Below are 18,282 nucleotides of genomic sequence, written 5' to 3'. Positions count from 1 at the left end.
CCCCTTGCGATGGAAGAGGGACGGAATGAAAAGGGGGATGTTGCGCATGCAACATCCCCCTATCACTAGTCACTGGCCAAAGGAGGTCTTTTTATGGAAGAAACACGTGTGGCGATTTTAGGGATCATCGTGGAAGACCCGGATGCGGTGGAAGAACTGAATGCCATCCTCCACGATTTCGGCCCCTATGTGATCGGTCGGATGGGGATTCCCTATCATGCCCGGAACATCCACATCATCAGCGTGGTGGTGGATGCCCCCCAGGATATCATCAGCAATCTCTCAGGGAAGATCGGCAAACTGAAAGGAGTCTCTTCCAAGACGGCCTATGCCAAAGTCACTCCGGGCCATGAGAACCATGAAGGATAAACTGCATTTTTTCCTGCCCTTCCTGGTGGTTTTCCTCCTTTGGGAGTATGCGGCTGCCCAGGGGTTCTGGAGCAGCTACATCCTGCCCTCTCCTGCCCGGGTCTGGGGCACCCTGCTCCATATGCTGCAGAACGGGGAATTGTTCCGGCATATCCGAATCAGCCTCCAGCGGATCCTATGGGGTTTTCTCTGGGCTTTTTTGGCCAGCTGCCTGCTCAGCAGCCTGAACCTGCTCTTTCCCCGGCTCCGGAACGGGTACAGCGGCCTCCTGGAAGTATTCCGCCATGTGCCGCCCCTGTCCCTGATTCCTCTGCTGATCCTCTGGTTCGGCATCGGAGAACTGCCCAAGACCATCATCATCGTCCTGGCGTCCTTTTTCCCCATGTACCTGAACATGGATGATGGTTTCCGCCGCTGCGACCGGAAACTGCTAGAAGTGGGGCAGATGCTGGGCTTCTCACCCTGGAAATCCCTCTGGAAGATCCGGCTGCCCGCAGCTCTGCCTGGGATCCTCACCGGGCTCCGGATCGGCATGGGCTACAGCCTCCGGGCCATCATCGGGGCGGAAATGATTGCCGCTGACAGCGGCTTGGGCTTCCTCATCCTGGATGCCCAGGCCATGAGCCGCAGCGACAAGGTGATCATCGGGATCCTGACCATCGGAGCCCTGGGGCTGATATTGGATGGGTTCTTCGTCCTTTTGGAAAGGAAGGCACTGTATTGGATGCATTGATACTGGACCATATCACTAAAACCTACGGCAGCCGGACAGTGCTCCGGGACCTATCCCTGACCCTCCATCCCCGGGAATGTACCGTGATCCTGGGAAAGAGCGGCTGCGGAAAGACCACCCTGCTCCGTCTCCTAGCCGGGCTGGAACAGCCGGATACCGGAACGGTCAGCCGTCCTGCCGAGCTGAAGCTGGGGATGATGTTCCAGGAAGCCCGGCTCTTCCCCTGGCTCACCTGCCGGGAGAATGTGGCTTTAGGCCTGCCTCCGGGAAGCAGCCCCCGGGAGGCGGACCACTGGCTGCAGCTGGTGCAGCTGACGGAAGCCGCAGACCAATACCCGTCCCAGCTTTCCGGCGGGATGCAGCAGCGGGCTTCCCTGGCCCGGACCCTAGCCATGCACAGTGGCCTGATCCTCATGGATGAGCCCTTTGCGGCCCTGGACTACTTTACCCGGGCCCAGCTCCAGCAGGAACTCCGTTCCATGCAGCAGGAGCTCTCCATGGGAACCGTCCTGGTGACCCACAATGTGGACGAAGCCCTGACCCTGGGCGACCGGCTGCTGATTTTGAAAGAAGGGAAGATTGCCCTGGAAGAACACCTGCCTCCGGGAAAACGGGATCTGCTCTCTCCCGGCCTGATCGAAGCGAAAAAAAGACTGCTAGAGGAACTGGCGTAAGAGCTGCTGTCAACTGTCAACGGCTAATCATCAAATTTTTATTATATGAAAGGATCTGTTAAAATGTCATTGAAGAAAAAACTCTCTGTTGTGCTAGCTTGCTGTGCCTTGACCGTCGGAGCCCTGGCTGCCGGGTGCGGCAGCGACAAAACTGCCCAGAAAGCAGCTGCTCCCAAAATGGACAAGGTAAGCATCACCTATGTCCAGGCTCCCCTCAATGTGCCTTCCATCGTGGAAAAGGCCAACCAGAGCTTTGAAAAGAAATTCAAAGAAAAGAAGGTCACCGCTTCCTACTCAACCATCACTTCCGGGGCCGACCAGACTGCAGCCCTGGCCAGCGGAGACATCCAGTTCCTGAACTGCGTGGGTGGTTCTTCCGTGCTCCTGAGTGCCGCCAACGGCAACGACATCAAGATCGTCAGCTTGTATTCCCAGGCTCCCAAAGCCTTCAAACTGTTTTCCAAGGATGGCAGCATCAAAAGTGCCGCTGACCTGAAGGGCAAGACCATTGCCGGCCCCAAGGGTACCATCCTCCACGAACTGCTGGCTGCCTACCTCCAGAAGGCCGGCCTTTCCATGAAGGATGTGAAATTTGTTTCCATGGGCCTGCCGGCTGCCGCCTCCGCCCTGGAAAACGGCAGCGCCGACTGTGCCCTCCTGGCCGGACCCCTGGCCTACAACGTGGAAAAGAAGGGCATGCACGTGGTCACAACCGGGGATGGCCTGGTTTCCGGTCTGACCGTCACCGCCGTCAGCGGCAAGTTCTATAAAGAACACAAAGACCTAGTGGATACCTTCCTTTCCGTCCAGAAAGAAACCTTGGACTTCATGAAGAAGAATCCGGACAAAGCCCTGGAAATGACAGCCAAAGCCACAGAACTGAAGCCGGAAGCCGTCAAGGAAATGTATCCTCTCTATGACTTCAGCATGAACATCACGCCAGAAGCCATCGCTTCTCTGAAAAAGACCCAGGATTTCCTGGTTGCATCAGGAATGATGGAAAAGAAAGTGGATGTGGATGGATTATTTGTGAAGTAAGAAAAAAGAAGGAGCTGCTGCACAGAACGTGTAACAGCTCCTTCTTTTTTACCACAGACTCAACTGTTCCCCTTCTCCTTTTCCCTGGATCTTCTTCCGCACTTCTTCCAGGAATGTCTCAGGAGAAGGATACTGGCGCCTTACGTCCTGCTTCAGCTTCTGGAAACAGGCTTCCGTAGTCTCCACATCGCTGAGGGCGCGATGGGCCTCCGGGTTCACCACATGGTACCAGGCGGCCAGATTGTTCAGCCGATGATGGGGCCACAGGGGAAACAAGGTCTGGGCCATGGGCAGCAGATCCACCCAATCATTGGCCAGGGGCAGGAACAGCTGTTCCTGGAACTGCTGCTGGAGGAACCCCATATCAAAACCCACATTGTAGCCCACCGCAACCCGGCTGCCCAGGAATTTCCCGAAGGCTTCCAGGGCTTGCCGGGGCTGGGGAGCAGCGGCCAGCATTTCATTGGTGATGCCGGTAAGCTGGGTGATGAAGGGAGAAACGTACTGGCCTTCCAGCTCCGTCCGGGTCTGGATCAGGGTAGAAAAAGTCCTCCCCCGCTTCCCCTGGACCACTTCCAGGGCCCCGATCTCGATGATCTGGTCCCGTTCCGGGTCCAGCCCGGTGGTTTCCAGATCCAACACCACATAGGTATCCGGAAAGGCCACCAGACTCCGGCCCGTACCGGGAAGAGACCCGGCAAAATTTTCTTTTCTTCTCATAATTCTCCAGTATCAGCCGAAGAGCCGGGCCAGGAATCCCTTTTTCTTTTCATAGGGTTCCACTTTATAGCTGGTAACCTGGTACCCGGTCTGTTCGATGACCTTGCGGACCCTGTCTTCCCCAATGGGTTCTTTGGCAATGATATTCGTTTTCTTTTTGGAACGGGAGGATGAAACAGAACCCACAGGGAACGCATTGCGGATGGCATCATTGATGTGGGATTCACACATTCCACAGGCCATACCTTCGACGCCGACAATCATTTTTACCATATTGGACCTCCTGCTGGGGTACCCTATACCTCGTATGGGTATCTCGCACGATTAATTATAGGAGGTTGATAGGATTTGTCAAGGGCTGTTTCATTCCTTTTTCAGCAGTTTTTCCAGTTCCGGCATTACATCGAACAGATCTCCCACGATACCGTAATGGGCAAATTGGAAAATGGGAGCATCGGGACTCTTATTCACGGCGACGATCAGCCCCGCCTCCTGGATGCCCAGTTTGTGCTGGATGGCCCCGGAAATCCCCAGGGCGATATAGATCTTGGGCGCAATCTTTTTGCCGGTGACACCTACCTGCCATTCATAGGGTGCCCAGCCCGCATCTACCAAAGGCTTGGAGACCCCGAAGGCCGCTCCGATCCGTTTGGCGAAAGATTGGACTTCCCGCATCCCTTCTTCGTTCTGGACGCCCCGTCCGGCTCCCACCACGATGTCGGCCGTATCCAGGTCCAGCACTTCTTTCAGCTGTTCCAGGTGCGTGAAATCCAGCACCTTCACAGCCGGTGCTGTTCCTGCACTCTCCAGAGGCACCGGGAAGATTTCCCCCTTCCGGGATCCATCTTTGGGATTGCCGTGGAAGATCTTATCGCTGACCGTACCCAGCTGAGGCCGGGTGGTGGTCTGGATCTTCACGAACAGCTTGCCCGTATAGGCAGGCCGGATCCAGGTAAGGGTATCGTCGTCCCCTTCGTAGCGCACATCGATACAGTCGGCCACCAACCCCGCATCCAGCCGAGCAGACAGCCGGCCTCCCAGATCACGGCCATTGGGAGAGGCTCCGATGAACAGGACGCTGGGGGTATACAGGCTCAGGGCTTTGGCCACAGCTTCCGTATAGAGCCCGGCATCGAAAGTACCCAGATAAGGAGCCTGGAGCAGGGCCACCCCATCAGCTCCATAGGCGATGGCTTCCTGGGCCGCGCTTTCCAGGTTGTCTCCCGCTAAGATCCCCAGTACCTGGTTGGGCCGAGCAGCGGCCAGCTGACGGGCCTTGCCCAGGAGTTCAACGCTGAGGGAAGTGAGCCTGCCGCCAGAGGCTTCCAGATAGACTCCGATATTGTTTTTCCATTCCATGATTCCTTCCTCCTTACAGCAGGTTCTTCTTCCGCAGTTCGCCCACCAGGTTGGCTGCAGCTTCCGCCGGGGTAGCCCCCTGGATCATGGTCCCTACCGGCTGGGGTTCCGGTGCGAACAGTTCCGTTACCCGGGTGGCAGAGCCGGCCTTCCCCGCTTTTTCCGGGGCCAGATCGATGTCCTCCAGACGCCACACAGGGAATACGGCCTTTTTGGCAGCCATTTTTCCCCGGATCCCGGGCGTCCGGGGATTCCCGCATTTTTCCGTGACTGATATCACCGCTGGGAGGGCAGCCTGGAGTGTCTCTACGCCGCCCCGATTGAGCCGGCGGATGGTGACCTGGCCCTCCTTCACTTCCAGTTCATCTGTATAAGAAAGCAGGGTCATGCCAAGTCGCTGAGCCAGGGCCGGAGGAATCTGCCCGGTATCCCCATCTGTGGACCGTTTGCCCGCCAGCACCAGATCCAAAGGCCCCAGTTTGGCCAAGGCCGACGCCAGGATCTGTCCCGTAGCTAAGGTATCGGAGCCAGCCATCCGTTCATCGGAGAGCAGGATACCCTTGTCCGCGCCCAGGGCAATCCCTTCCCGGAGGATATCACTGGCCAGGGCCGTCCCCATGGTCAGAAGTGTCACCGTGCCTCCTTCCTGATCCTTCAGGGCCAGAGCTGCCTCCAGAGCATGGAGATCCACAGGATTCAGCATGGAAGGAGCTCCCACCCGGACCAGATTGTTATCCCGGGAAAGCTGGATATCGGAAACGGCCGGAACCTGTTTCAGCAATACAACGATATTCATGGCAATACCTCCTTGATCAGCCAGGCAAAGCTGGATTTTCTTTCTAGCTGTATTATACTATTGAATCAAAATTTTCGCAATAGATAATAATTATTATTTTATTAGATTTCAAAAAAAAGAGCCGCCGTCCACGCAGCAGCTCCCTTCTTTCACTCCCCGTACGGATACCGGAAAATCCCTACAGGTCCCTGTTTCCATAGGTAGGAGGTATCATTGAGGGCGAACACTGCATGTTCGCCCCATTTGTTGATTCCCAGGATGGTCAAGGACGCCGGCCGGATGTCGAAGGAAACCTTCTTGTCCGCCACTTCGTCGATACTCAGGCCCAGCCAGTCAAAGAGGATATTCTGGATGGTCCCCTTATGAGACACCACGATCAGATCTTGCTCCCGGTCTTCCAGCTCCCGGAAGCCCCGGACGGTCCGTTCATAAAAAGACCGCCGCGTCTCCCCTCCATCGTAGTTCACATGGTCCAGTTCCCGGCCCGTCACCGGAGGATGGTAAAACATCCGGGCTTCTTTTTGGCTCAGGCCGGCCGCCTTCCCATTGTTCTTTTCCCGCAGGAAGGCAAAACACTCCACTTTGTCCACCCCCAGCTCCCGGGCGATGATCTCCGCTCCCATCCGGGCCCGCTGGAGGTCGCTGGAAACGATCCGGGGCAGATTCCGGCCGGAAAAATCCCAGGCCAGTCGGTCTGCCAGCTGCTGGAACTGCCGTTTCCCCCGCACCGTCAGGGCTGAATCCGTCCAGCCACCCGTCAGTTCTTTTACATGATGATCGGCTTCCCCATGTCGAATCAGCAAAATCATGATGGCGTTCCTTCCTTATATATATCGTTTCAGCGTAATGGCATACCGTCCTTTTTTGGTGGTCCCCCGGACTTCCGCCAGTTCCACCCTGCCCCGGGACCGGAAAGAGATCACATCTCCTTCTTTTACCGTCTGGGACGGGCTCTTGGCATCCTGCCAATTCAGCTTCACGTTCTGCCCCTTGATTTCATCTGCCATCCGGCTCCGGGATACCCCATAACCGCTGGCTGCCACCGCATCCAGCCGCAGAGCCGCTACCGTCGCCGAAATCAGCTTGATTTTCTGTTCCTTTTCCTTCAGGTCCGTCAGGGGGATTTCCTTCACTTCCACCGTGGCCGCCCCGATCTTGGTCAGGTTGCTCAGGACGAAATCCACCATAGGGGTATCCACCACCAGCTGGGCTCCTTCGTCGATGAACACGATGTCCCCCAGGATTTCCCGTTTGCAGCCCAGGCCCATGAAGGCTCCCAGTACATCCCGGTGGCCGATATCATAATACCGTTTGTCCCAGAGCACTTCCAGGGCCGTAATGGCAAAATCCGGCTGGCCGTAGAAATCTTCCGCGATGAAGGCCGCTTTCTGCCGTTCTGCGTTCTGGAACCCGCCCCCCAGCTGGAGACGTACCTGGGGGAAGTTGGCCGCTACGATCTCTGCCACGTTCTGGCCATGAGGATCCAGGAAGCCGGACACCTTGAACCGTCGGCTCTTCCGGGCCCCTTCTGCCAGGTCCAGCAGCTGGGCCGCCAGTTCTGCATCCCCGCTGGCCTTGAAATACCGTAATACTGTTTCCCGTTGTTGCGTGGTATTTGCCATATTATTTCTTCAATGCGGCGCTCCGGTCCAGGACGGCCTGTACCGCATCGTAAAACGCTCCTCTCACTCCATGATTTTCCAGGGCCTTGATCCCCGCGATGGTGGTGCCCCCAGGGCTGGTCACTTGGTCCCGGAGCTGGGCCGGATGGAGCCCTGTGGTAAGGCCCATGACGCCGCTTCCGGCCATGGTCTGGGCTGCCAGTTTGATGGCCAGGGCACGGGGCAGGCCTGCCATGACTCCCGCATCGGCCAAGGCATCCATCACCACGAAGAAATACCCAGGACCGCAGCCACTGATGGCCGTGATGGCTTCCATGGCTTTTTCGTCTACCCGGACCGTTTCTCCGCAGGATTGGAAAATGGCTTCTGCCAGTTCCAGGGTCTCTTCCTCTACCTGATCATCCGCCGTCAGGGCCGTCATCCCCATCCCCACAGCCAGCGGGGTGTTGGGCATGGAACGGATCACCGGATGGCCCGGCACCAGAGCATGGAGCATGGCCAGATCATAGCTGCCCATGATAGAAAGGATATCCGCTTTTTCCGGCAGGGCTTCCACCACAGTCCGGTCCACCGCTGCTTTGGCCATCTGGGGCTTCACCGCCAGGATCACCAGGTCCGCCTCTTTCACCGCAGCGCTGTTGTCACCAGTTACAGAAATCCCGTAGGTTTCCTTTAGGTAGGTCTGCCGTTTGGCCGTGGGAACGGCAGCTGTCACTTGCTCCTTCTTCACCAGGCCGCCCTTCAGGATGCCTTTCAGGATGGCTTCCCCCATCGCCCCGCAGCCGATGAAGACAATCCGGTAATCTTCTTTTATCGTTGCCATGGATCATTGCTCCCTTCTGACCCGAAATTGGTATTCTCCGTATCGATGTCCACATTGGGCGGAGCGCATACCAGCAGATTCCGGCCGATCTTCCGCAGCGTCCCATCTAAGGCATAGATGGTCCCGCTGATGAAATCGATGATCCGTTTCCGCACATCCGCATCCGTATCCTCGAAATTGATCACCACCGGCTGGTTTTTGCACAGATAATCCGCCATCTTCTGAGAATCATTGAAGTCGATGGGCTCGATGACCACCACACTCACCGGGCTCCGGTTCACCGGCATGGAAAGCACCTTGTCTCCGGTCCGGGCAGAAGAAGAGTCCTTCCGGGGTTCTTCCGGCTGGCTGGTATAATCCTTGTCGAACACCTTGTCATAGGGCTTTTCATAAGCCTTCTCGTAAGGTTTGTCATAATCCGCTTCATAGCTTTTTTCCCGCCAAGTACCGGAACCGCTGCCGAACATGGGGACGACTTTCCCCTCTTCCTCTTTCGCCGTGGTCTCTTCTTCCTCCTGTACAGAGCTGTCTCCGTTGTACACGCCGATGAATTCCAAAAGCTTTCTCAGTTTTTTCATGTGATCCACCATTTCTGTCTAGAATTTTAACGAATAATCCCGGGCCCCGAACAAGGCGGAACCCACCCGCACTTCATTGGCTCCTTCTTCCACGGCGATCCAGTAATCATGGGTCATGCCCATGGAAAGGATATTGACCGCATCGCTGTGGAGCGCCTCCCGAAGGAACAGGAAATCCCGATACCCGGCCGCGAACACCGGACGAGTCTCCTCCACATGGTCCGTAGCCTGGGCGATCACCATCACACCCCGGACCCGGATATGGGGATACTGTGCCAGTTCCGGCACCGCTGCCCGGAAATCTTCCGGAGCAAAGCCGCTTTTCTGCACTTCTCCCGCTTCGTTGATCTGGAGCAGCACATCCTGGACCTTATCCAGCTCTGCGGCAGCCTTTTCCAGATGGCCCAAGAGCTTCAGGCTGTCCACGCTTTCGATCAAGTCGAAATGTTCCACCGCATGTTTGGCCTTATTGGTCTGAAGATGGCCGATGAGATGCCAGTGGCCTCCCTTGGGCAGCACCGCCTGCTTGTGCATGGCCTCTTGGACCCGGTTTTCCCCGATCTCCGTGAGTCCGGCCGCCAGGGTTTCCGTAACGATTTCTGCCGGATGGTTCTTGGTCACCGCCAGGATGGTCACCTGCTCCCCCGTTACTTTCGGTTCTGTCCGTTTATCCAGTGCATCCTTGATCTTGGCTTCGACTTCTGCGATTTTATCCTGTAACATGGGAATTCCCATCTCCTTTTATTTTTTGTAAATGACTCCATAGAGCCGTCCTGTCTTCCCCTTTTCTGCCCGGTAGGAGAAGAACCGGTCCCGATGGCAGCTGGTGCAGCAGTCAGCCCGGAAGATCTGCTCCCGGGGGACCCCCGCTTCCATAAGCTCCAGGGTGTTCAGTTCCCACAGGTCCAACAAGTAATGGCCGGTCCCACGGGGTTTCAGGCAGGAAGGATAAACTGCTGCCCGGTCCGCCACCTCCTGGCTCACTTCATAGCAGCAGGGACCGATGGAAGGCCCGATGCCTGCCATCACATCCCGGGTGTCCGTCCCGAAGGCTTCCTCCATGACTTCCAGGGCCTGGGGAAGGATCTTCCCCACACTGCCCCGCCAGCCTGCATGGACCGCCCCGATGGCGCCCCTCTTGGAATCCACCAAAAGGATGGGGACACAGTCTGCAAAAGAAATCAACAGGGGCAGCTGGGGACAGTCGGTTACCATCCCATCGGTTTCCGGAATGGCATTCTCCAAAGAATAGATCCCTTTCCCTGCATCTTTCTCCGTCACAACCGCCACATGGGTCCCGTGGACCTGCTGGCAGGCCACGGCCCGTTCCAGGGGGAATTCCAAAGCTCCCGCCATCTTCTTCCGGTTGGCCAGCACATGGTCCCGGTCATCTCCCACATTATAGCTCAGGTTCAAGCCTCCTGGGAACAGGGTACTGCAGCCCCCGGTCCGGCAGAGGAACCCGTGGACCACATCCCACTGCTCCCAGGCAGGGAAACAGCCCCATTCCACACCCTTGGCTTTCACAAAGGCAAAATCAGCCACGTTCCCCACCTCGTTTCATCTTATTTTCTGCTGGTCAGGCCGCACCTGAAAAAACATTCCAGCAATCTTCATTGTACTGTTTTTTTACCGTTTTGTAAACGTTATAACACCGCTTCCATCCGCCGGATCATAGTCTCCAGCACCTTCAGCCGGGCGTATAATTTATTGTTGGCTTCCACCACCGTCCAGGGGGCCTCCCGGGTATCCGTCCGGTAGAGCATCTCGTTCTCCGCCTCCACATAGGCATCCCATTTGTCCCGGTTCCGCCAGTCTTCCGCCGTGATCTTCCAGGTCTTGTTGGGGTCATTCTCTCGGGCCTGGAACCGTTTCAGCTGTTCCTCCGGATCGATCTGCATCCAGAATTTCTGGACGATGATGCCCTGCTTCACCCACTGGGCTTCCATATCGTTGATTTCTTCGTAGGCCCGACGCCATTCGCTGATCTTGGCAAAGCCTTCCACCCGTTCCACCAGCACCCGGCCGTACCAGGTCCGGTCGAAGATGGCGATTTCCCCCGGTTCCGGGAGACGGGTCCAGAACCGCCAGAGATAATGGAACTGCTTTTCCCATTCATTGGGGGCGCTCACCGGGTTCACCCGATACCCCAGGGGGTCGAAGGCTTCTGACAGCCGCTTGATGGCGCCCCCCTTGCCTCCGGCATCCTGGCCCTCGAAAGCCACCACCGTGCTGATTTTCCGTTTGGCCAGTTCATACTGGAGCTCGCCCAGCCGTTTCTGGTATTTCTTCAGCTTCTTGTCGTATTCGTCCTGTTCCATAGGCTGCCAAGGGGTGTAGCGGCCGAGGATATCGGGGATGGAAAGGTCCTTGGCCGGCCCTTTTTCCGGATCAACTGGCCGCTGCCGGTCCTTCAGGGCTTCTTCCAGGGCCGTGATCAGCACCCGGAAGACGGCCTCGGTGCCAGTCCGCTTGTCTTCCATAGGGACGATGTGCCAGGGTGCCAGATCCGTATTGGTGGCCGCCAGCATGTCTTCGTAGACCTTCCGGTAGGCATTGTAATCGATTCCCTCGATGCCGCCGGGGGCCAGCTTCTCCCACCGGCTGCCCATGGTCTCCTGGCCCTTTTCCATGTTCTCCTTCTGTTTCTTCTTGGAAATATGGGTAAAGATCTTGATCAGGACGCAGCCTCCCTGGACCAGCTCCCGTTCAAAGGCATTGATCTCATCGAATTTCACATCGTACCATTCCGAGGCTTCATCCGGGTCCCCCACCGCATGTTCATTCCGCAGGAAATACCAGGCCCGATGATGGATGCAAATCTGCCCAGCCGGAGGCAGCTCCTTCCAGAACTGGAGGAAAAACGGGCTCTCCTTTTCTTTCTCCGTAGTCTTGGAAGCGGAAAACACCCGGAAGCCCCGAGGGTCCAGGGCGTGGATCACCTTGTTGATCAGTTCGCTGCGCCAGGACGCCCGGAACCCTTCGAATAGGATGACCACCGGGATCTTGGCATCCCGGATGGAACGCTGGAGGAAGCCCAGACGGTTCTCTTCTTCCCCCATGAGTTCCGTGTATCTTTCTTTGGAAATCTTCGTTTTCAGATCGATCTTATCCAGCATATGGCTGCCTTCTTTCCCACTTGCCTGTGATACCTTATTATAACACGAAAAGGGTGCTGCATCGGCTGCAGCACCCTAGAGAATACGCTCAATTATTTGATTTTGTTCGGGCAATCTTTGTTTTCAGCCAGATCTTTCAGGTTTTCGAAGGAAATCTCCACCATATTCTTGACGGCTTCGTCGGTGTTGGAACCCAGATGGGGAGTGATCAGGACTTTGGGGTACAGGGCCACCAGCTTTTCGAACAGCGGGTTTTCCAGTTTCTGGCCTTCCAGATCCTTCCCAAAGATTTCAGCTTCGCCGTCCAGCACGTCGCAGCCGTAGCCATCCAGTTTGCCTCTTTCCACGGCTTCGATGACCGCTTCCGTATCCACCAGCTGGCCCCGGGCGCAGTTGATCAGGATGGCGCCGTCTTTCATCTTCTTCAGGAAATCACGGGTGACCACAGCGCCGTTTTCTTTGATATAGGGAGCATGGATGGTGACGATATCGGATTTAGCCAGGACTTCATCCAGTTCCACCTGGGTGCAGTAGTCTTCGATCCCTTTGATCTGGAACACATCCTGCCCGATGACCGTAGCGCCCATGCCATGGAAGATCTGTGCAGCCACGCGGCCGATCCGGCCCAGGCCCACCACACCTACGATACAGTTGCGGATTTCTTTGGAGAACATGACGGAATCCACTGCGAAATTCTTCTTAGCGGTGCGGGAAGTGGAATAAGCCGTATGACGCAGCAGCATCATGGCCTGGGTCACAGCCATTTCTGCAATGGCATTGGGGGAATACCGGGGGACGAAAGCCATGGGGAAGCCCAGTTCCTTGGCATAAGCAATATCGATATGGTCCGTGCCGGCAGTCCGGGTCAGGACGTATTTCACGCCCAGTTCTTTATAGATATCCAGATTCTGTTTGTTGGCAAAGCAGTTGCCCCGCAGCAGCACGGCATCGAACCCTTTGGCCATTTCAGCAGATTCTTTCGTATTTAAATAATCGGGAACGAGTTTCAGGTCGTAGCCGAAGTTTTTGTTACAGGCCTCAAAAATGGGCACTTCCACGTCTCGTACACCATAACACAAAACTTTCATTCTAATACCCTCCTATTATGAAATTGGACACACACAATTTGGGCAAGCCGGAGCCCCTCCAGAATTGCCCATTGAATACATTGTAGCATGGAATAAGGAAAATTCCAATGTTTTTCGTATTTTGTATACAAATAAATGGAATTGTTTGTAAAAAAGCTGTGGAGCCATCCCCTGCAGACAATCTGCAGCAAATGGCCCCACAGCCTTTCATGTTTTATTTCATTCCAAAACCAGCCAGGCCCGCCTCTAACGGCCATTGGCCATTGACAGTCTCGTTCTTACTTCTTCCACAGCCCGTGGAGGTTGCAGTAGGCATAGGCGGATTCCACTTCATCCCCATCCACCAGGGCGAACACAGCCTTAGGAGCATCCCCCGGCTTCAGTTCCTTTCTCTGGTTCCCCTCTTTGGTGTGCAGGGAGATCCATTCAATGTAATGTTCCGGCTGCATAGGATGGAGCACGGAACCAACGGTCACCGTTACGATATTGCCAGAAACTTCGATCACCGGCACATGTTTCTCCTGGGCAGCATCCGTGGTGTTGGGCACCAGTTCATCCATCTTCTGCCCGCAGCACATCACCGGCACCCCGGTTTCCTTGACAACAGCAATGATCTTACCACAATGAGCACATTTGTAGAATTTTTGTTCCATGAATAAGCCTCCTCGCAGAAAAAAACACTTGTTGGTCAACCTTCTGTTCAACATTCTTTTCAGACAACTCCATCATATCATAAAAAAGAAGAATAAGGAAGAGGAGGAAGGATCCCGAACACTTCCGGCGTGATCACATACCGCCCCAAAGCCGCAAACCGGCTGGGCGCCTCGCTGAGCTTGGGCTTTTCCACCAGATTCTCCATCCCTTTTAAATTTTATTCTTTCAGCAAATTACTCAAATCATAAATGTCTTTATATGCAGATATCCTATGATATTCATGAATGGCCGCAATTAAATCATCTACGGAATCGTAATAATTTTTTATGAAATTTTCTGATTTTGTTAATTCCCCTCCATGCAGTTTTTGAAAGTACTCACTGGGTTTTAATTTATTTTGTTTTTTATATTCAGTCCATTTTCCCTCATGTATAATATGAAGGATTTCTATCTCAGGTTTGGTACAGATACTGAATACTGCATATTGCTTTCTATAATAAAGGCCTTAAATTAAACTTTTCTTTTTCTCGATCAAGAATTCTCAAAATAACAACTGGACGATTGTAAGCAGTATGCAGATACTCTTCTTCAATTCTTGAAGCAGATCGAATCATAGTACATTTTTTCCCTACCAAATCAACCCTTTTGAAAATCAAAGCATCTGCATCCAAAAGTAAATCAATAATTGCTTGTTCAGCTTTTCCTTCACACGAGCAAATAATATATTTATCTTTTAGTTCTTCATGTAGATCCATTAAACGGCTTTGCATATGACCTCCCATAGTGCATGTATGTTTTCATATTGGGGAGCAGTCCCTTGTAAAGAATTGGAGATAATCATCTCACTCTTTTTAACATCATTTCGTTTAACTTCATCAGAATATTTACTTACACTTAATAATCCTTCTCTTTTTCGTGTAATATAAACATTATCTTTTCTATGGATAAAATCCAATATTTCTGCATAATGTGTAGAAAAAATTAAACATGCACCATGCGGATTCGTTTCGTTAGAAGTAAAAATTTTGATGATAAAATGGACTAGTTCCTTATTAAAATGATTTTCCAACTCATCCACAATAAGGTAGCCACCGAAATGAAGAGTCGCAATTGCATTGCCTAAAAGAGCATGACCTTTTATAGTACCTGCAGAAATCAACCGATTTAATTCGATACCAAAATCAATGTCATATACTTTATCTCGATTTTTAAATTTTAACATCCAATGAGGTGTGGAATCCTGTTTGTTTTTTACTGTTGTCAAATATTCAATATTATCATCAAATACATTTAACACCTCAACAGGCGTTTGTCCTTGCATTGGGCTGTAATTTAAATAGTTAGTCGCCAATAAATCTAAGACAGAACTATCATTGTCCCGTGTAGCTAGAATAACTATGCTCGTATCATCTTTAAGAGCCGCTTTTATATCACTGTTCAGTTTTGTTCTTTCTAAAGTTTTAATGCTTTTATCCTGTTCATTAAAGACAAAGGTGCTTTTTTTACTGGTAACAGAGGATTTCAATTTAGAACGCAATATTTCCTCACGATAATAGTATTCCTGTGTACCATCTAAGACTCCATGCTTATCTCTTACTCCTATAGTGGATTTTAACTGATAATATTTGTCATTATGATAAAATATTACATTCATAATCGTCCCATCTTGAATCATGTCATCATGGAACAATCCCATACTATTCAAATCTTTATTTCCGATAACAACTTTTGCAGCCAAATTAATCAATCGTAATATAGTCGTCTTTCCGGTTGCATTCATTCCAATGAATGCCATTACTTTCTCTGTATAGAATACTTTGTTGATACAAAATAACTCTTCATCTTCCATTACTCGATCTGTTGCTAAAAAGTCAATGCTAAAACATTTATCTTTAAAAACTGGGAGATTTTCAAACTCTATTTTTAATAGTTTCATTTGACACTCCTCCTCTCACTACACAAGTATATCAAAAAAAAAGATTTAAACAAATTAATCGTTTAAATCCTTTTTTATATTATTCTTTACCCAGCTTCTTCAAATACTCCCGGAACGCCGGGCCCAGGTCATCTCTCCGCAGGGCGAATTCCACCACCGCCTTCAGATATCCCAGCTTGTCCCCGGTATCATACCGCTTCCCCTGGAAATTGTAGGCATATACATTGCCCTGGTGAGCCATCACCCGCAGAGCATCGGTCAGCTGGATCTCCCCGCCTTTTCCCGGCCGGGTTTCCTCCAGGATATCGAACACCTCCGGCGTGATCACGTACCGCCCCAGAGCCGCAAACCGGCTGGGCGCCTCGCTGATCTTCGGCTTCTCCACCATATCTTCCACATAGAGCAGGTTCCCATCCCCGGTAGGCTTCCCGTCGATGATTCCATAAGCCGACACCTTTTCCGGTGCCACCACCTGGCAGCCGATCACCGTTCCCCCGGTCCTGTCATACTGGTCCATCAACTGCTTCAGAGCCGGTTCCTCCGTCCCCGTATAGACCACATCATCCCCCAGGATCACCCCGAAAGGCTCCCCATCGATGAAATCCTTGGCACAGAGGATGGCATCCCCCAGCCCCCGCTGGTACGCCTGGCGGGTATAGTGGATCTTCACATCCGAGATCTTCCGGATCTGCTTCAGCTGCTCCAGCTTCCCCTGTTTCAGCAGATGCTGCTCCAGTTCCGGAGAAGAATCGAAATGATCCTCGATGGCCCGCTTGGCATGGCCGGAAATGATCAAGATCTCCTCGATCCCGCTGTCCAGGATCTCTTCCACAATATACTGGATGGTGGGTTTGTCCACCAGAGGCAGCATTTCTTTAGGCATGGCCTTGGTCTCCGGCAGGAACCGGGGTCCCAAACCCAGCAGCCGGGATCACAGCCTTACGTACTTTTTGCATGAGGGCGCTCCTTTTGGGCAAATTTTAGTGTGATGTCATTTGCTTTGTTTATTGTAGCATATTTTGAGGACAAAAAGTGATGAAAGCTGGGAACAAAATTACTACAGCTTAAAATGGAGCTCTCTCATCATCTGAAATAAGTCAATAGTCTGTATATTGAATTCATCCGCAATATCCGGAATTTTTGCGTTTTTCTTGGGGATTCCATCTTTTAAGTTTGAAATTCTATTCTCAGAGGTAACAATTGTTGCCTTCTCAAGGCTGGCAACCGCAATGATCCATGGATCGGCAATTTTCTCTTGTGACCATTCTGCAACAGCTAAAGTTTTATAATATCCAGAAGAGGCGACCCTATTAATTACTTTTTGATATCCCTTTATGACATTACCTGAACGAGTTGAATAAATCACATCTGACGGTATTGTTTTTATCCATCTTGTCAGCTCATCTTCTCCAACTAAAATTTCTTGCAATACTTTATCTATAACTAAAATATTTCCATCTAAAATGTGTTGTCTTAAAATATCCCAAAATTGAGGCAGAAGGTCAAACGCATAATAGGAGTTTTTGGAATTCATTAGTATATTGGAATCAATAACAAATTTCGTGAAACTCATGCAGTCTGACCTCCCATCTTATCCAGAAGAGCCTGGAAAGTTTTTCTGTTTGTATGGGTAAGCCTAAAGGCCTCTGTATACTGAGTGCTCCCATTCTTCACACTCTCAGACAGGCATGCTAAAAAACGGTGATCTATCCTATTGAATATAGTCCGATAATAACTCCCTCCAGAATGTTTCTTTATTTCTTTAGATTTTTCTTTCCATTGGTGAGATACTAATACCGCAATGGATTGGTATTTTGCCTTTGTTATATATCCAGCATCAAGGGCACGTCTTGCTATAACAATCTTACTTACATGAAAGGTTGTTGCTAGAGTTTCAAGTAATGTATCGCTGTCCAGTTGAGAATTCCATAATTTTTTTAATTGATATAATGGAACTAATATTTCAGCAGCAACTGCATTACAGACTTGTTCTTTCTTATGTTGTGTTTTTCCTTTTTGATAATCATTAAACAAGCTATTCTCTCCAAGCAAAATATGTATAAATTCGTGTACCAAAGAGAATATCCGTCCATGATAACTGTCATTTGCATTTATAAAGATAAGAGGAGCTAAAGGATCTATCAAAGAAAACGCTCTGAATTCATCAACATCAAGCACTTTTTTAGTATTATTACCAACAATTCCGCTTGTCAGAACGATTATTCCAAGCCTGCTGATTTTATCTCTATAATAATTGAAGATTTTACGTTCATCTTTTTCTTTTTCAATCCAGTCACGATCTAAATCAAGTAAAGCACTTGCTGCAGCAGCAAATTGTTCCTTATCGTGCAGAGATTTGTATTTTCCAATAAATCCAAGCTTTTCAGTTTCTTGATTTTTAAAGAAATCATGCATCCATCCTTGAACGGCTTCTGCATACTGAATTGTATTGATTAAATTGCGACTTGCTTGTATTACCTCACGACTATTCACAGTTCTGTATTCTAGTAACGAAAGATCTTCCTGGAGAGGTTCCTGTAAGAAAAAATACCCAAAAGGTATGCCTGTCGCTTTACTGACCTTCTCAATCTGGTTAAGGGTAGGAACTTTTTGTCCGTGAATCCATTTTTTTAAAAGTTCCTGAAGAGACTGATTCAAGGCTTCAACATCTATTAATTTTACCAGCCACTGAAGAACATTAGGTTTTATTTTTATCTCAATTTTACTCATGGTATCTACCTCCCTCCCCCAGCAGAATTCTTTATCACGTTGC

At 51.5% G+C, this 18,282-nt stretch carries 21 protein-coding genes and 2 pseudogenes; 4 read left to right on the top strand and 19 right to left on the bottom strand.

What is annotated here, in order from left to right; genetic code table 11:
* Positions 1 to 93 precede the first annotated feature (93 nt).
* The 4 genes from ACTUHY_RS01890 to ACTUHY_RS01875 all read left to right on the top strand — a co-directional run bounded on the left by ACTUHY_RS01890 (position 94) and on the right by ACTUHY_RS01875 (position 2,814).
* Complete coding sequence (locus ACTUHY_RS01890) at positions 94 to 369, top strand: TM1266 family iron-only hydrogenase system putative regulator (protein WP_075580392.1); 276 nt, start codon at positions 94 to 96, stop codon at positions 367 to 369.
* A complete protein-coding gene (locus ACTUHY_RS01885) occupies positions 359 to 1,102 on the top strand; it encodes an ABC transporter permease (RefSeq protein ID WP_442826404.1) in 744 nt (247 codons plus the stop codon). The genes ACTUHY_RS01890 and ACTUHY_RS01885 overlap by 11 nt, the downstream gene beginning before the upstream one ends.
* Positions 1,090 to 1,776 carry an ABC transporter ATP-binding protein gene (locus tag ACTUHY_RS01880; RefSeq protein ID WP_442826403.1) on the top strand — a complete coding sequence of 229 codons (687 nt, stop codon included), beginning with the start codon at positions 1,090 to 1,092 and terminating at the stop codon, positions 1,774 to 1,776. The genes ACTUHY_RS01885 and ACTUHY_RS01880 overlap by 13 nt, the downstream gene beginning before the upstream one ends.
* A 63-nt stretch (positions 1,777 to 1,839) precedes the next feature.
* Entirely contained in the window at positions 1,840 to 2,814 is a 975-nt protein-coding gene (locus ACTUHY_RS01875) for an ABC transporter substrate-binding protein (protein ID WP_442826402.1), read from the top strand.
* Between the two features lie 48 nt (positions 2,815 to 2,862).
* Here ACTUHY_RS01875 and ACTUHY_RS01870 read toward each other — a convergent pair whose 3' ends face one another.
* The 19 genes and pseudogenes from ACTUHY_RS01870 to ACTUHY_RS01780 all read right to left on the bottom strand — a co-directional run bounded on the left by ACTUHY_RS01870 (position 2,863) and on the right by ACTUHY_RS01780 (position 18,239).
* Complete coding sequence (locus ACTUHY_RS01870) at positions 2,863 to 3,534, bottom strand: 3'-5' exonuclease (RefSeq protein WP_442826401.1); 672 nt, start codon at positions 3,532 to 3,534, stop codon at positions 2,863 to 2,865.
* Between the two features lie 12 nt (positions 3,535 to 3,546).
* The gene (locus ACTUHY_RS01865) at positions 3,547 to 3,807 is read right to left on the bottom strand and encodes a heavy-metal-associated domain-containing protein (protein ID WP_442826400.1); all 261 of its coding nucleotides are present in this window, start codon (positions 3,805 to 3,807) and stop codon (positions 3,547 to 3,549) included.
* A gap of 90 nt (positions 3,808 to 3,897) precedes the next feature.
* Complete coding sequence (locus ACTUHY_RS01860) at positions 3,898 to 4,893, bottom strand: electron transfer flavoprotein subunit alpha/FixB family protein (protein WP_442826399.1); 996 nt, start codon at positions 4,891 to 4,893, stop codon at positions 3,898 to 3,900.
* 13 nt (positions 4,894 to 4,906) lie between these two features.
* The gene (locus tag ACTUHY_RS01855; RefSeq protein WP_442826398.1) at positions 4,907 to 5,689 is read right to left on the bottom strand and encodes an electron transfer flavoprotein subunit beta/FixA family protein; all 783 of its coding nucleotides are present in this window, start codon (positions 5,687 to 5,689) and stop codon (positions 4,907 to 4,909) included.
* Positions 5,690 to 5,838: 149 nt separating this feature from the next.
* A complete protein-coding gene (locus tag ACTUHY_RS01850; protein ID WP_442826397.1) occupies positions 5,839 to 6,498 on the bottom strand; it encodes a histidine phosphatase family protein in 660 nt (219 codons plus the stop codon).
* 15 nt (positions 6,499 to 6,513) lie between these two features.
* Positions 6,514 to 7,311, bottom strand: a complete 798-nt coding sequence (locus ACTUHY_RS01845) for a YlmH family RNA-binding protein (RefSeq protein WP_442826396.1) — start codon at positions 7,309 to 7,311, stop codon at positions 6,514 to 6,516.
* A gap of 1 nt (position 7,312) precedes the next feature.
* Entirely contained in the window at positions 7,313 to 8,134 is an 822-nt protein-coding gene (proC, locus tag ACTUHY_RS01840; RefSeq protein WP_442826395.1) for a pyrroline-5-carboxylate reductase, read from the bottom strand.
* Positions 8,122 to 8,712, bottom strand: a complete 591-nt coding sequence (locus tag ACTUHY_RS01835) for a cell division protein SepF (protein WP_442826394.1) — start codon at positions 8,710 to 8,712, stop codon at positions 8,122 to 8,124. Before ACTUHY_RS01835 ends, proC begins: the two co-directional genes overlap by 13 nt.
* 18 nt (positions 8,713 to 8,730) lie before the next feature.
* Positions 8,731 to 9,435, bottom strand: coding sequence for a YggS family pyridoxal phosphate-dependent enzyme (locus tag ACTUHY_RS01830; RefSeq protein WP_442826393.1), 705 nt, complete (start codon positions 9,433 to 9,435; stop codon positions 8,731 to 8,733).
* Between the two features lie 18 nt (positions 9,436 to 9,453).
* The gene (gene pgeF, locus ACTUHY_RS01825; protein ID WP_442826392.1) at positions 9,454 to 10,257 is read right to left on the bottom strand and encodes a peptidoglycan editing factor PgeF; all 804 of its coding nucleotides are present in this window, start codon (positions 10,255 to 10,257) and stop codon (positions 9,454 to 9,456) included.
* A gap of 101 nt (positions 10,258 to 10,358) precedes the next feature.
* Positions 10,359 to 11,831 carry a phosphate--AMP phosphotransferase gene (locus ACTUHY_RS01820; protein ID WP_442826391.1) on the bottom strand — a complete coding sequence of 491 codons (1,473 nt, stop codon included), beginning with the start codon at positions 11,829 to 11,831 and terminating at the stop codon, positions 10,359 to 10,361.
* 92 nt (positions 11,832 to 11,923) lie between these two features.
* On the bottom strand, positions 11,924 to 12,919 hold the full coding sequence (locus tag ACTUHY_RS01815; protein WP_442826390.1) for a 2-hydroxyacid dehydrogenase: 996 nt from the start codon (positions 12,917 to 12,919) through the stop codon (positions 11,924 to 11,926).
* 278 nt (positions 12,920 to 13,197) lie between these two features.
* Positions 13,198 to 13,572 (bottom strand): desulfoferrodoxin family protein, encoded by a 375-nt coding sequence (locus ACTUHY_RS01810; protein ID WP_075580412.1) that lies wholly within the window; start codon positions 13,570 to 13,572, stop codon positions 13,198 to 13,200.
* A 107-nt stretch (positions 13,573 to 13,679) separates the two neighbouring features.
* A pseudogene (locus ACTUHY_RS01805) lies at positions 13,680 to 13,775 on the bottom strand (UTP--glucose-1-phosphate uridylyltransferase); the annotation flags it as partial.
* Positions 13,776 to 14,064: 289 nt separating this feature from the next.
* Complete coding sequence (locus ACTUHY_RS01800; RefSeq protein ID WP_442826389.1) at positions 14,065 to 14,343, bottom strand: hypothetical protein; 279 nt, start codon at positions 14,341 to 14,343, stop codon at positions 14,065 to 14,067.
* Complete coding sequence (locus ACTUHY_RS01795; protein ID WP_442826388.1) at positions 14,328 to 15,509, bottom strand: AAA family ATPase; 1,182 nt, start codon at positions 15,507 to 15,509, stop codon at positions 14,328 to 14,330. Before ACTUHY_RS01795 ends, ACTUHY_RS01800 begins: the two co-directional genes overlap by 16 nt.
* Positions 15,510 to 15,588: 79 nt before the next feature.
* Positions 15,589 to 16,465: pseudogene (galU, locus tag ACTUHY_RS01790) on the bottom strand (UTP--glucose-1-phosphate uridylyltransferase GalU).
* A 101-nt stretch (positions 16,466 to 16,566) separates the two neighbouring features.
* Entirely contained in the window at positions 16,567 to 17,082 is a 516-nt protein-coding gene (locus tag ACTUHY_RS01785) for a DUF4411 family protein (RefSeq protein ID WP_442826387.1), read from the bottom strand.
* Positions 17,079 to 18,239, bottom strand: a complete 1,161-nt coding sequence (locus tag ACTUHY_RS01780) for an ImmA/IrrE family metallo-endopeptidase (protein ID WP_442826386.1) — start codon at positions 18,237 to 18,239, stop codon at positions 17,079 to 17,081. The genes ACTUHY_RS01785 and ACTUHY_RS01780 overlap by 4 nt, the downstream gene beginning before the upstream one ends.
* Positions 18,240 to 18,282 lie beyond the last annotated feature (43 nt).

This window comes from Acidaminococcus nyctereutis, from assembly GCF_052216985.1.
In the GTDB taxonomy this organism is placed as follows: Bacteria; Bacillota; Negativicutes; order Acidaminococcales; family Acidaminococcaceae; genus Acidaminococcus; species Acidaminococcus fermentans_A.
This window is presented reverse-complemented; position numbering and strand designations above follow the sequence as displayed.